Source organism: Streptomyces sp. NPDC057280, assembly GCF_042668605.1.
In the GTDB taxonomy this organism is placed as follows: Bacteria; Actinomycetota; Actinomycetes; order Streptomycetales; family Streptomycetaceae; genus Streptomyces.
Genome location: NZ_JBHUYR010000003.1, coordinates 941,531 through 953,821, shown reverse-complemented (window position 1 = coordinate 953,821; position 12,291 = coordinate 941,531). Strand labels below are relative to the sequence as shown.

General features: G+C 69.4%; 11 protein-coding genes. 4 read left to right on the top strand and 7 right to left on the bottom strand.

Annotated elements, in window-relative coordinates; all coding sequences use genetic code 11:
* The first annotated feature begins 79 nt into the window (after positions 1-79).
* Together ACFUO4_RS22960 and ACFUO4_RS22955 are read left to right on the top strand one after the other, a co-directional pair.
* On the top strand, positions 80-1,048 hold the full coding sequence (locus ACFUO4_RS22960; RefSeq protein WP_079309607.1) for a diacylglycerol kinase family protein: 969 nt from the start codon (positions 80-82) through the stop codon (positions 1,046-1,048).
* A gap of 320 nt (positions 1,049-1,368) precedes the next feature.
* Positions 1,369-1,626: a WhiB family transcriptional regulator gene (locus ACFUO4_RS22955; protein ID WP_006142322.1), complete on the top strand. Its 258-nt coding sequence runs from the start codon at positions 1,369-1,371 to the stop codon at positions 1,624-1,626.
* A 279-nt stretch (positions 1,627-1,905) separates the two neighbouring features.
* On the opposite strand, the gene ACFUO4_RS22950 is transcribed toward ACFUO4_RS22955, so the two are convergent.
* A complete protein-coding gene (locus ACFUO4_RS22950; protein ID WP_059192407.1) occupies positions 1,906-3,372 on the bottom strand; it encodes a sensor histidine kinase in 1,467 nt (488 codons plus the stop codon).
* A 434-nt stretch (positions 3,373-3,806) separates the two neighbouring features.
* Positions 3,807-4,436, bottom strand: coding sequence for a TetR/AcrR family transcriptional regulator (locus tag ACFUO4_RS22945; protein ID WP_079309606.1), 630 nt, complete (start codon positions 4,434-4,436; stop codon positions 3,807-3,809).
* 97 nt (positions 4,437-4,533) lie between these two features.
* Here ACFUO4_RS22945 and ACFUO4_RS22940 point away from each other — a divergent pair, with 97 nt between their 5' ends.
* A complete protein-coding gene (locus ACFUO4_RS22940; RefSeq protein WP_383487541.1) occupies positions 4,534-5,286 on the top strand; it encodes an SDR family oxidoreductase in 753 nt (250 codons plus the stop codon).
* Positions 5,287-5,349: 63 nt separating this feature from the next.
* Here ACFUO4_RS22940 and ACFUO4_RS22935 read toward each other — a convergent pair whose 3' ends face one another.
* On the bottom strand, positions 5,350-6,426 hold the full coding sequence (locus ACFUO4_RS22935; RefSeq protein WP_383487538.1) for an SIS domain-containing protein: 1,077 nt from the start codon (positions 6,424-6,426) through the stop codon (positions 5,350-5,352).
* Between the two features lie 298 nt (positions 6,427-6,724).
* On the opposite strand from ACFUO4_RS22935, the gene nagB reads away from it, so the two are divergent.
* Positions 6,725-7,510 carry a glucosamine-6-phosphate deaminase gene (gene nagB, locus ACFUO4_RS22930; protein WP_079309604.1) on the top strand — a complete coding sequence of 262 codons (786 nt, stop codon included), beginning with the start codon at positions 6,725-6,727 and terminating at the stop codon, positions 7,508-7,510.
* A 71-nt stretch (positions 7,511-7,581) separates the two neighbouring features.
* Here nagB and ACFUO4_RS22925 read toward each other — a convergent pair whose 3' ends face one another.
* The 4 genes from ACFUO4_RS22925 to ACFUO4_RS22910 all read right to left on the bottom strand — a co-directional run bounded on the left by ACFUO4_RS22925 (position 7,582) and on the right by ACFUO4_RS22910 (position 12,233).
* Positions 7,582-9,069 carry a glycoside hydrolase family 3 protein gene (locus ACFUO4_RS22925; protein ID WP_383487534.1) on the bottom strand — a complete coding sequence of 496 codons (1,488 nt, stop codon included), beginning with the start codon at positions 9,067-9,069 and terminating at the stop codon, positions 7,582-7,584.
* Positions 9,070-9,078: 9 nt separating this feature from the next.
* Positions 9,079-9,909 carry a carbohydrate ABC transporter permease gene (locus ACFUO4_RS22920; RefSeq protein WP_079309603.1) on the bottom strand — a complete coding sequence of 277 codons (831 nt, stop codon included), beginning with the start codon at positions 9,907-9,909 and terminating at the stop codon, positions 9,079-9,081.
* Entirely contained in the window at positions 9,906-10,886 is a 981-nt protein-coding gene (locus ACFUO4_RS22915; RefSeq protein ID WP_079309602.1) for a carbohydrate ABC transporter permease, read from the bottom strand. The genes ACFUO4_RS22920 and ACFUO4_RS22915 overlap by 4 nt, the downstream gene beginning before the upstream one ends.
* Before the next feature lie 69 nt (positions 10,887-10,955).
* A complete protein-coding gene (locus tag ACFUO4_RS22910) occupies positions 10,956-12,233 on the bottom strand; it encodes an extracellular solute-binding protein (RefSeq protein WP_383487530.1) in 1,278 nt (425 codons plus the stop codon).
* Positions 12,234-12,291: the final 58 nt, after the last annotated feature.

The window sequence follows — 12,291 nt, the reverse complement described above, 5'->3', positions numbered from 1 at the left end:
CAAGATTCACGCCCCGAAGTCTTACGTGATCCCTACCTCGGCCTGTGCCCGGTACCACCCAGTAGGTACGCTGCAACTCATGCGTGCACTTCTCGTGGTCAATCCGGCGGCAACCACCACAAGCGCACGTACGCGCGATGTCCTGATCCATGCGCTGGCGAGCGAGATGAAACTCGAGGCGGTCACGACCGAGTACCGCGGCCACGCCCGCGACCTCGGGCGGCAGGCGGCGGAGAGCGAGGACATCGACCTGGTCGTGGCCCTGGGCGGCGACGGCACGGTCAACGAGGTGGTGAACGGCCTGCTGCACGCCGGCCCGGACCCGGAGCACCTCCCCGGCCTCGCCGTGGTCCCCGGCGGTTCCACCAACGTCTTCGCCCGGGCCCTGGGCCTGCCCAACGACGCCGTGGAGGCGACCGGCGCCCTGCTGGACGCCCTGCGCGAGGGCAGCGAACGCACGGTCGGGCTCGGACTGACCTCCGGCACCCCCGGCACCGAGGACGAGGCCGTCCCGGGCCGCTGGTTCACCTTCAACGCGGGCCTGGGCTTCGACGCCGGCGTCGTCGGCCGGGTCGAGCAGCAGCGCGAGCGCGGCAGAAAGTCGACGCACGCGCTCTACGTCCGCCAGGCCCTGCGCCAGTTCTTCGGCGAGGCCCACCGCCGGCACGGGACGATCACCCTGGAGCGCCCGGACGCGGAGCCGGTGACCGATCTGGTCCTCTCCATAGTCTCGAACACGTCTCCGTGGACGTTCCTGGGCAATCACCCGATGTACGCATCGCCTAAGGCGTCGTTCGATAAGGGACTCGACGTACTCGGCCTCAGCCGTATGACGACGGCCTCGGTTGCCCGGTATGGCACCCAGTTGCTCACTTCGTCCCCTGAGCGTGGACCCCATGGCAAGCATGCGGTGTCCCTGCACGACCTGGACCAGTTCACCTTGCATTCGAAGGTGCCCCTGCCCCTTCAGATGGACGGCGACCACCTCGGGCTGCGCACGAGCGTGACGTTCACAGGCGTACGCCGTGCACTGCGTGTGATTGTGTGAGCAGAAAGGGCTGAAGTCCTTTCACTCGAACGTTTAGGCCAGCATCCACCCCATGGAAGTACGGCTGTGACCTAGTCGACACCGAGGAATCAAAAAAAACTTTCCGGAAGGGGTTGTATCCGCCGCTGAGGTTTGCGAGTCTCTACGTGGCGATCGGGACAGCCCGCAACACCGGCTCCACAGATCACCGGAACCCCTCTTCAACTCACAGGACCTCGTCCAGGGAAACCTGACGGTCGGCCCTTCACTTGTTGAGGGATTCGTGAAAGCGTTCACATTCACAAGCAACTTGCACGTAATACCAAGGAGAGGTAGCAGCCATGGACTGGCGTCACAACGCCGTTTGCCGCGAGGAAGACCCCGAGCTCTTCTTCCCCATCGGCAACACCGGTCCTGCGCTGCTGCAGATCGAGGAAGCCAAGGCCGTCTGCCGTCGCTGCCCCGTTATGGATCAGTGTCTGCAGTGGGCGCTCGAGTCCGGTCAGGACTCCGGTGTCTGGGGTGGTCTCAGCGAGGACGAGCGTCGTGCGATGAAGCGCCGCGCCGCCCGCAACCGGGCCCGTCAGGCTTCTGCCTGACACACCCACCCCGCCTGAGCTTGGCGGCGCGTACAGCGAGTACGCATCTCCCGCCCCCGAGCCGCAGCGCGCAGTACCCCCGGTGCGCAGCACAAGCTGGCAACGAGCATTCGAGCCCCGGACCACTTCTGGTCCGGGGCTTCTTGCTGTGCTCGATTTCTGAACAGGGGGCGCTTGAGACTTACTTGCTGGGTCTTACTTGGCGGGTCTTACTTGGCGGGTCTTACTTCTTGGGTCTAGTTGGCGGTGCGCTTTACTCGGCGCGCTCGGCGGTGCGCCTCACTTGTTGGCGCGCACCGGGACGTCGAGTATGACGCGGGTGCCGCCCTCCGGAGCCGGGACCATGTCGAACGTGCCGCCCAACTCCCCCTCCACCAGCGTCCGTACGATCTGCAGACCGAGGTTGCCCGCGGTGTGCGGGTCGAATCCCTCGGGCAGGCCGACCCCGTCGTCCTGGACCGTGACGAGCAGGCGGGCCTCCTTCGTCGTACCGCCGCGGACCGCCGAGACCTCGACCGTGCCGGTGTCCCCTTCGCGGAAGCCATGCTCCAGGGCGTTCTGCAGAATCTCGGTGAGCACCATCGACAGAGGCGTGGCGACCTCGGCGTCGAGGATGCCGAAGCGTCCGGTGCGCCGGCCGGTCACCTTGCCCGGTGAGATCTCGGCGACCATCGCGAGGACCCGGTCGGCGATCTCGTCGAACTCCACGCGCTCGTCCAGGTTCTGGGACAGCGTCTCGTGCACGATCGCGATCGACCCGACCCGGCGCACGGCCTCTTCGAGTGCCTCGCGGCCGCGGTCGGAGTCGATGCGGCGGGCCTGGAGGCGCAGGAGGGCGGCGACCGTCTGGAGGTTGTTCTTCACCCGGTGGTGGATCTCCCGGATGGTGGCGTCCTTGGTGATCAACTCGCGTTCACGGCGCCGCAGTTCGGTGACATCCCGGAGCAGGACCAGGGAACCGATGCGGGTTCCCTTGGGTTTGAGCGGAATGGCCCTGAACTGGATGACCCCGTCGCCGGACTCGATCTCGAACTCGCGCGGCGCCCATCCGCTGGCGACCTTGGCGAGCGCCTCGTCCACCGGGCCGCGGGTCGGGGCGAGTTCGGCGGTGGTCTTGCCGAGGTGGTGGCCGACGAGATCGGAGGCGAGACCGAGACGGTGGTACGCGGACAGCGCGTTCGGCGAGGCGTACTGGACGATGCCGTCCGCGTCGAGCCGGATCAGGCCGTCGCCCACGCGCGGGGCGGCGTCCATGTCCATCTGCTGGTTCGCGAACGGGAAGGCGCCGGCCGCGATCATCTGGGCGAGGTCCGAGGCGCTCTGCAGGTAGGTCAGTTCGAGGCGGCTCGGGGTGCGCACGGTGAGGAGGTTGGTGTTGCGCGCGATGACGCCGAGGACGCGGCCGTCCCGTCGTACGGGGATCGACTCGACCCGCACCGGGACCTCCTCCCGCCACTCCGGGTCGCCCTCGCGCACGATCCGGCCCTCGTCGAGGGCGGCGTCGAGGAGGGGGCGGCGGCCGCGCGGGACGAGGTGGCCGACCATGTCGTCCTGGTAGGAGGTGGGGCCGGTGTTGGGCCGCATCTGGGCCACCGAGACATAGCGGGCGCCGTCGCGCGTGGGGACCCACAGGACGAGGTCGGCGAAGGAGAGGTCGGAGAGCAGCTGCCACTCCGAGACCAGCAGATGGAGCCACTCGAGGTCGGAGTCGTCGAGGGCGGTGTGCTGGCGGACCAGTTCGTTCATGGAGGGCACGTGTGCGAGCGTACCTGGCGGTACGGACCAGGCCGGAAATCAACCGACCTGGCTGGGACACGGGCTCTGAAAACACCCGCGGGCCGCGGCGCCTGAGAGGGACCCTCAACCCTCTCGGCACCGCAGCCCGGAGCAATATCGGCCACGGGGTGTGCGGTCCCGGACGGCCGAAGGATGAGGATCCGGGGCAGTCAGGGCAGAGAGCACCGGTTCCTCGGTCCGCCTTCCTGTGCGGGGAGGGCGGAAGTACGCGTGTTCTGTTGTCAACTCTCCTTACGCATTGTGGACTAGACCACTCGGTGTGTCCATGCGTTGGAGGCTGTTTGTTGTTGTCAGTTCTCCGAGGGTCCCGCGAACTCCTCGACCCGTGCTGGAGAACTAGTGGGACGCCCTAGCATCCACCACGCAGCCTAACCCGTGTGGGTTCATGTGCGGGGCCAGATGGCCATGGCAATTTCCGCGAGCGCCTCGAGCTCCTCCCGGCTCGCCCCGTCCCGCGCCTGTTGCGACATGCCCTGGATCATCGCTCCCGCGTGCCGGGCGAGGGCCGCGGCGTCGGTGTCCGCCGGCAGCTCCCCCGCGGCGATGTCGGCCCTGATACGACTCTCGAAGGCGGCGATGTTGGCGTTGCGCCGGTCGCGCAGGGACGCCTCCACCTCGGCGCTGGTGCAGTTGGTGGCCGCGTGGATGACGAGGCAGCCGTGCGGGCGGCCCGGGGCGGTGTACTCGTGGGCCGCCTCCCGCAGCATCCGGGCGACGGCGGCCCGGGCGGTGGGTTCCTCGGCGAGGGCCCGCTCACCGAAGGAGCCGTAGCGCCTGCCGTACTCGACGACGACCTCCTCGAACAGGGCCCGCTTGTCGCCGAACGCGGCGTACAGACTCGGGGCTCCGATGCCCATGACCCGGGTGAGGTCGGAGACGGAAGTGGCCTCGTAGCCGTGCTCCCAGAAGGCGAGGATCGCCTTCTCCAGGGCGGTGGCGCGGTCGAAGGAGCGGGGGCGGCCACGCGGTTTCACCTGCTTGACCTGCGGGTTCTTCTCCTCGATGCGCTCCATGGAGTGAATTCTATAGGGGCTGCTAGAGAAATGTCGGCGGGCTGTTGTACGGTCTTTCTGTAGCGACCACTAGGAAAATGTGAAAGGGGGCGTCGACATGGGCGTGCTTGCGGGCAGGACGGCTCTCGTGACGGGGGCGAGCAGGGGCATCGGGCGGGGCATCGCCGAGCGTCTTGGCCGGGACGGGGCGCGGGTGGCCGTGCACTACGGCAGGAACGAGGCGGCGGCGAAGGAGACGGTCGCCGCGATCGAGGAGGCCGGCGGCTCGGCGTTCGCGATCGGGGTGGAGCTGGGGTCGCCCGGGGACGCCGAGGCGTTGTGGGAGGAGTTCGACCGGCATGCGGACGGGGTGGACATCCTGGTGAACAACGCGGGGATAGGGGTGTCCCGCCCGATCGAGGAGATAGACGAGGAGGAGTACGACCGTGTCTTCGCCGTGAACGTGAGGGCACCGTTCTTTCTGGTCCGGCACGGCCTGGCCCGCCTGCGGGACGGTGGCCGCGTCATCAACATCTCCTCGGGCCTGGCCCGGACCGCCCTGATGCCGAACAACATGGCGTACGCGATGACGAAGGGCGCACTGGACGTCTTCTCCCGCGACCTGTCCAAGGTGCTGGGCCCCCGGAACATCACGGTGAACTCGGTGGCCCCGGGCATCATCGCGACCGACAACACCTATGAGCTGCTGCACGCGAGCGAGAAGGCATGGGCGCAGGCTGCGGCGTACTCGGCGCTGGGAAGGGTGGGCGAGACCGCGGACGTGGCCGATGTGGTGTCGTTCCTGGCCTCGGACGCGGGCCGGTGGGTCACGGGGAGCTGGGTGGACGCGACGGGAGGTTCGCTGACGTAGGCCCCACTTGCCTCACGGCTCCCGACGCACGGCTCCCGCTCCCGGCCGTCGCTCAGCCCGCGCTCACCGCGTCTCCGTCACCTTCGCCAGCGCGCGGGGCGCGTCCGGGTCCTGGCCGCGGGCGATGGTGACCTCGTAGGCGAGCAGTTGCAGGGGGATGATCTCCAGGACGGGCTGGAGCTCCTCCGCGACGCCCTCGGTCGGCAGGACGAAGCCGGCCGAGGCCTGCTCGACCTGATGGCGGGGTCCGATGACGACCAGGTCGGCGCCGCGTCCGCGGAGCCGGTCGAGGACGGGCTGGAGTGCCTCGCCGCCCTTGCCGTCGGTGACGACCGCGATGACCGGGGAAACGTTGTCGACCATGGCGAGGGGGCCGTGCAGCAGGTCGGCGCCGGAGTAGGAGAGAGCGGGGATGTAGCTGGTCTCCATCAGCTTGAGGGCGGCCTCCTTGGCGGTGGGGTAGCCGTAGCCGCGCGAGGTGATGACCATGCGCTCGGCGAAGCGGTAGCGGGAGGCGAGGGCGCGGACCTCGTCCTGGCGGGCGAGGAGCTGCTCGGCGAGGTCGGGCAGCGCCTTGGCGGGGGCGCCGTCGCCGCCGCGCAGTCCCTCGACGAAGAGATAGAGCGCGAGGAGGGAGGCGGTGTAGGTCTTGGTGGCGGGGAGGGCCTTCTCCGGTCCGGCCATGATGTCGAGGTGGTACTCGGAGACGCCGGCCAGCGGTGAGTCGGGGTTGTTAGTGACGGCGAGGGTGATCGCGCCGGCCTCGCGGGCGGCCCGGGTCGAGGCCACGAGGTCCGGGGAGCCGCCGGACTGGCTGACGGTGATGACGAGGACGTCGGTCAGGTCGGGGCGGGCGCCGTACGCGGTGGTCGTGGACATGGAGGTGAGGCCGCAGGGCAGGCCGAGGCGGATTTCCAGGAGGTACTTGGCGTAGAGGGCGGCGTTGTCGGAGGTGCCGCGGGCGGTGAGCAGGACGAAGCGGGGGCGGCGGGCGGCGATCTCCTGGGCGGTCTGCCGGATGCCGGGGGCGCCCTGCTCCAGGATGCGGCGCAGTACGGCGGGTTGCTCGGTCATCTCGCGGGCCATGATCCGGCCGGGGAGGTCGTTCCGGGGAGCCTGGGGTGGAGTCGGGGCGGTCATCGCGGGGGCCTCCCGGGGCCTGAGGTACGGGGGTGCACGAGGAGTCTGCAGCACACGGGCACTGCGTCGGCAGTCCCATTTCACCCCCCGGGACGGAACGGTGCCCGTCCTCCGTGTGACGCACGGTCGGCGCTGGACTGGTGGGGAGGCGGCGTCCGCCCTCGTCACCGGCGGCTTCGCCCCCCTTCTCCCCTTGGGCCCGTTGACCCGATTCTGTTAGATTGGTCTAAACCACATGGCCCTTTTCGGGTCCAGTCGAGCCCTCTCACAGACCGTCTCTCAGATCGGCAGGCCCAGCGTGGAAGTTGTCATCGTTCCGGACGCCAAGGCGGGTGGCGAGCTCATCGCCGAGGCCATGGCGCAGCTCCTGCGGCGCAAGCCCGATGCCCTGCTCGGGGTGGCCACCGGCTCGACGCCGCTGCCCATCTACCAGGCGCTGACGGCCAAGGTGCGGTCCGGTGCCGTGGATGCCTCGCGGGCGCGGATCGCCCAGCTCGACGAGTACGTGGGACTGCCGGCGGAGCATCCGGAGTCGTACCGCTCGGTGCTGCGCCGTGAGGTGCTGGAGCCGCTCGGGATCGGGATGGACGCGTTCATGGGCCCGGATGGGACGGCCGAGGACATCCCGGGCGCCTGTGCGGCGTACGACGCGGCGCTGGCGGCGGCCGGCGGAGTGGATCTGCAGTTGCTCGGGATCGGGACCGACGGGCACATCGGGTTCAACGAGCCGTGCTCCTCGCTCGCCTCCCGGACCCGGATCAAGACGCTGACGGAGCAGACGCGGGTCGACAACGCGCGGTTCTTCGACGGGGACATCGAGCAGGTCCCGCACCACGTGATCACGCAGGGCATCGGGACGATCCTGGAGGCCCGGCACCTGGTGCTGCTGGCCACCGGTGAGGGCAAGGCGGACGCGGTGGCGGCGACGGTGGAGGGGCCGGTCGCGGCCGTGTGCCCGGCGTCGGCTCTCCAGCTCCACCCGCATGCCACCGTGGTGGTCGACGAGGGCGCCGCCTCCAAGCTGAAGCTGGCGGACTACTTCCGGCACACGTACGTCAACAAGCCCGACTGGCAGGGCATCTGACGGCCTCGCGGCAACGCTTCAGGCGCCGGTTCCCTGTCAGGAACCGGCGCCTGTGGTCGTCGTGGAGTCCCCTACTCCCCCGCGATGACCTCCGCCGCAGCCCGTCCGCAGACCCGGGCCGCGCCGTGGGTCGCGATGTGGAGGGTGCCTCGGGGCGTGGCCTGGGGGACGCCCATCTCGACCACGATCGTGTCCGGGCGGGTACGCAGGACCGAGTCGAGGGCCGAGCCCATCCAGGGGTGGCGGTGCTCGTCGCGGACCACGGCGACGATGCGGCGGCGGCCCGCCGCGGCCAGGGCGGCCATGCCGGCGCCGTCCCCGACGAAGCTGCCGGTGTCGGTGCCGGGGAGGAGCCGGGTGAGTTCCGCGGCCACGCCCCACGGGGTCTCGTCGCCGACCGCGATGTTCGCGACCGGGGTGAAGGCGGCGACGAACGGCGCCTCGGTGAGCGGGGTGAAGCCGTCGGCGCCGGTGAGCGTCAGGGCACGGCGGGCGGCGCGCAGCCCGACGTCCGGGTCGCCGGTGGCCGAGGCGTCCGCCGCTGACGCCGCCGCCGTCCAGCGGGCCAGCGCCCGGACGCGGTCGGCGGCGTCCGCGAGGCGTTCCTCGGGGAGGTCGCCGGAGCGGACCGCCCCGACCAGGGCGTCGCGCAGCCGGCGTACCGTCTCGTCGTCGGCCAGGCCGCCGCCCACGCAGATCGCGTCGGCGCCGGCCGCGATGGCGAGGACGCTGCCGCGTTCGATGCCGTAGGTGGCGGCGATGGCCCGCATCTCCATGCCGTCGGTGACGATGAGGCCGTCGTAGCCGAGTTCGCCGCGCAGGAGGTCGGTCAGGATCTTGCGGGAGAGGGTCGCCGGGTGGTCGGGGTCCAGGGCCGGGACCAGGATGTGGGCGCTCATGACCGCGCGGCTGCCGGCGGCGATCGCGGCCCGGAACGGGGCGAGTTCGCGCTCCGGCAGCACCGAGGCGTCCGCGTCGATGCGGGGCAGGGCGTGGTGGGAGTCGGTCGCGGTGTCGCCGTGGCCCGGGAAGTGCTTGGTGCAGGCGGCCACGCCGGCCGACTGGAGGCCGGTGACGTAGGCGGCGGTGTGGCGGGCGACCAGGTCGGCGGCGGCGCCGAAGGAGCGGACGCCGATCACCGGGTTCGACGGGTTGGAGTTGACGTCGGCCGACGGGGCCCAGTTGAGGTTGACCCCGCAGGCGGCGAGGCGGCGGCCGAGTTCGAAGGCGACCTCGCGGGTGAGGTCGACGTCGTCGACCGCGCCCAGGGCGTGGTTGCCGGGGAAGGACGAGCCCGTCCGCACCTCCAGGCGCGTGACGTCGCCGCCCTCCTCGTCGATCGCGACCAGGACGTCGTCGCGCTCGGCGCGCAACTGGGCGGTCAGGGCGCGGAGTTGGTCCGGCGAGGCGATGTTGCGGCCGAACAGGCCCACCGAGGCCAGGCCCTCGCCCAGGCGGCGCAGCAGCCAGTCGGGGGCGGTGGTGCCGGTGAAGCCGGGCTGGAGGACCGTGAGCGCGTCGCGCGTGAGGGTGTCGGTGCCCTTGGCGAAAGTCGTCATCGGGTGGCGTTATCCCTTCACCGCGCCGGCCGTCAGACCATTGACGGCCCTGCGCTGCAGGAAGACGAAGAGGATCAGGATCGGGACGGCGAAGAGGGAGGACGCCGCCATGGTCGCGCCCCAGTCGTTGCCGAAGGCGGTCTGGAAGCTGGACAGCCACAGCGGCAGGGTCTGGGCCTCCGCCTCCTTGTTCAGGACCAGGACCAGCGGGAACTCGTTCCAGGCTGTGATGAAGCCGAAGAGCGAGGTGGACATCAGACCGGGGGCGAGCAGCGGCAGGATCACCTTGCGGAAGGCCTGCGCGCGGGTGCAGCCGTCGACCATCGCCGCCTCCTCCAGGTCCTTGGGCACCGCGGCGACGAAGCCGCGCAGCGTCAGGATCGTGAAGGGCAGGATCATCATCATGTAGAAGACGGTCAGCGGGACCAGGCTGTTCAGCATGGAGGCGTCCCGCACGATCATGTACATCGCGATGATCATGACCTCCCAGGGCGCCATCTGGGCCAGCATGAACCCGATGATGAAGCCCCGGCGGCCCTTGAACCGCATCCGGGCGAGCGCGAAGGCGCCGGCCAGGGCGACGGCGAGGGACAGGACGACCGCGCAGACCGTGACGATCAGCGAGTTGGTGACGTAGGTCCAGAAGTGGTCGACGCCCGTGGCGGTCCTGAAGTGCTCGAGGGTGATGTGGGTCGGGAACCAGACCGGGTTCTCCGAGATGATGTCACCGGTCGGCTTGAAGGCCGTGGCGAACATCCAGTACACGGGGAAGACGAAGCCGACGAACAGGACGACGGCCGTGGCGTTGGGCCAGATGCGGCTGAACAGCGAGCGCTTCACAGCTCGTCCTCCTCTTGCTTGAGCACGATCCGCAGGTAGTACGCGGTGATGACCAGCAGGATCAGGATGGTCAGGACGGCGATCGCGGCGCCCATGCCGTAGTGCTGGTTGCCGACGCCCTCGATGTAGGCGTAGACGGGCAGGATCTCGGTGAGGCGGTCGGGTCCGCCGCCGTTGATGGTGAAGACCTGCACGAACGCCTTGAAGATCCAGATGACCTCCAGGAAGGTCGTGGCGTAGAGGAAGGGGCGCAGGAACGGCAGCGTCACGGTCGTGAAGCTCTTCCAGGCGCCCGCGCCGTCCAGGGCCGCGGCCTCGTACAGCTCGCCGGGGATCGTGGTCGTGGCGGCGTAGAGGTTGATGGCGACGAACGGGATCGACTGCCAGACGATCAGCACGGTCACGACGAAGAACGTCGACAGCTGGCTGCTGGTCCAGCTGTAGTCGGCCATGGAGTGCCAGCCGAGCTTGTCCAGGACCCAGTTGACGACGCCGAAGCGCTGGGCGAAGAGCCACTGGTAGACGGTGGTCGCGGCGACCACGGGCATCGCCCAGGCCAGCACGAGCCCGATCATCAGCGTGACCCGCATCCGCTGCCCGAGGCGGGCAAGGAGCAGGCCGACCAGGGCGCCGAGGAGCATGGTCAGGACGACGTTGACGGCCGTGAACAGGATCGAGCGGCCGGTGACGCGCCAGAAGTCCTCGCCGGTCAGGGCCTGCTTGTAGTTGTCGATGCCGTTCCACTCGGTGACATGCTGGATCAGCTGTCCCATGTTGAGGTTCTGGAACGACAGCAGGAGGTCCTTCAGCAGCGGCCAACCGAGCAGCAGCACGGTGGCCGCGCAGGCCGGCAGCAGCAGGAGGTACGGGGCGAGCGCGCCCGCGCGGGAGGCGGGCCGCTGCGCACCGGGCCCCCGCTCGTCCACTTTCGTCACGTCCACCGGACCGGAGGGCGGCCGTTCGGTCTGCACGGTCATGCTCGCGTCTCTCTACTCGACCTACCGGAGCGGGGCGAGGGCCGTTGACCGGCCCCCGCCCCGATGCCCTTACTGCTGCTGGGCGAGGCGCTTGTTGAACTCGCTCTCGACCTGCTTGGCGGCCTCGGCCGGCGACTTGCCGTTGAGGACGGCGGTCATGTACGTCTTGACCGGGTTGGGGGCGTTCTCGACCGCGGCCCACTCGGGGATCAGCGGCGTGGTGCCACCACCGGCGGCGGCCGGAGCGGCGGCCTCGGCGACGGCGTTGCCCGTCAGGTTGCTCTGCAGCGACTCCTTGTTCGGGATGACGCCGTTGAGCTTGGCCAGCTCGCCCTCGTACTTGTCGGACAGCGCGATCTTCAGGAACTCCTTGGCGAGCGCCTGCTTCTTGCTGCCCGCGGCGACCGCGAGGTTGGAACCGCCGAGGAAGACGCCCTCGGGCTTGTCGGCCGTGGCACCGGGGATGGTGAAGTAGCCGATGTCCGACTCGATCTTCTTGTTGGCGGCGATGGCCGTGCCGGCCTCCCAGCCCATGCCGATGAAGGCACCGACGTTGCCCTTGGCGAAGACCTCGGCCTGCTGCGGGGTGGCCTCGTCCTTGTCCTTGGGGGCCTTGGACAGCGCCTGGAACTTCTTGTAGGTCTCCATGGCGGCGGCGACCTTCGGGTCGGCCAGGTTGGAGACGTACTTGTCGCCGTCCTTCTTCACCAGCTCGGCGCCCTCACCGATGGTGAGACCGACGAAGTGGTACCAGTTCTGGCCGGGCAGGTAGATCGGCTCGGCCTTGGTCTTCTCGCCGATCTGCTTGAGGTCGGCGTAGAACTCGTCCCGGGTCTTCGGGGTGTCCTTGATGCCGGCGTCGGCCCAGACCTTCTTGTTGTAGATGACGACGCGGTTGGCGAAGTACCAGGGTGCCGCGTACTGCTTGCCGTCGTAGATCGAGGACTTGTTCAGCGACTCGGTCCAGTCGGCGCCGATCGACGACTTGAGGTCGGCGAGGTCGGCGAGGCCGCCGGTCTTGGCGTAGGCCGGGGTCTGGGTGTTGCCGATCTCGAAGACGTCCGGCGGGTTCTCCTCCGACAGGGCGGTGGTCAGCTTCTGCTGGATGCCGTTCCACTGCTGGATCTCGAACTTGACCTTGGCCTTGGTCTTCTTCTCGAAGGCGGCCTGCACGTCCTTCTGCCACTGGTCCGGCGAGGAGCCGTCCATGACCCAGACGGTGAGGGTCTGGCCGGCGTAACCGTCCGCCCCCGCCTTGTCACCACTGTCGCCGTCGTCGCCCCCACACGCCGCGACGGAGACCAACATGGCCGCGACACCGATCGCGGTAATCAGCTTGCGCTTCACGCCATCCTCCTCAGGATGCCCACACCCCCCGCCCACGAAGCTGGGGCCCTGGACCAAT

Coding starts and splice junctions, on each gene's coding strand:
- ACFUO4_RS22960 (WP_079309607.1), top strand. CDS start 80: ATGCGTGCACTTCTCGTGGTCAATCCGGCGGCAACCACCACAAGCGCA.
- ACFUO4_RS22955 (WP_006142322.1), top strand. CDS start 1,369: ATGGACTGGCGTCACAACGCCGTTTGCCGCGAGGAAGACCCCGAGCTC.
- ACFUO4_RS22950 (WP_059192407.1), bottom strand. CDS start 3,372: ATGAACGAACTGGTCCGCCAGCACACCGCCCTCGACGACTCCGACCTC.
- ACFUO4_RS22945 (WP_079309606.1), bottom strand. CDS start 4,436: ATGGAGCGCATCGAGGAGAAGAACCCGCAGGTCAAGCAGGTGAAACCG.
- ACFUO4_RS22940 (WP_383487541.1), top strand. CDS start 4,534: ATGGGCGTGCTTGCGGGCAGGACGGCTCTCGTGACGGGGGCGAGCAGG.
- ACFUO4_RS22935 (WP_383487538.1), bottom strand. CDS start 6,426: ATGACCGCCCCGACTCCACCCCAGGCTCCCCGGAACGACCTCCCCGGC.
- ACFUO4_RS22925 (WP_383487534.1), bottom strand. CDS start 9,069: ATGACGACTTTCGCCAAGGGCACCGACACCCTCACGCGCGACGCGCTC.
- ACFUO4_RS22915 (WP_079309602.1), bottom strand. CDS start 10,886: ATGACCGTGCAGACCGAACGGCCGCCCTCCGGTCCGGTGGACGTGACG.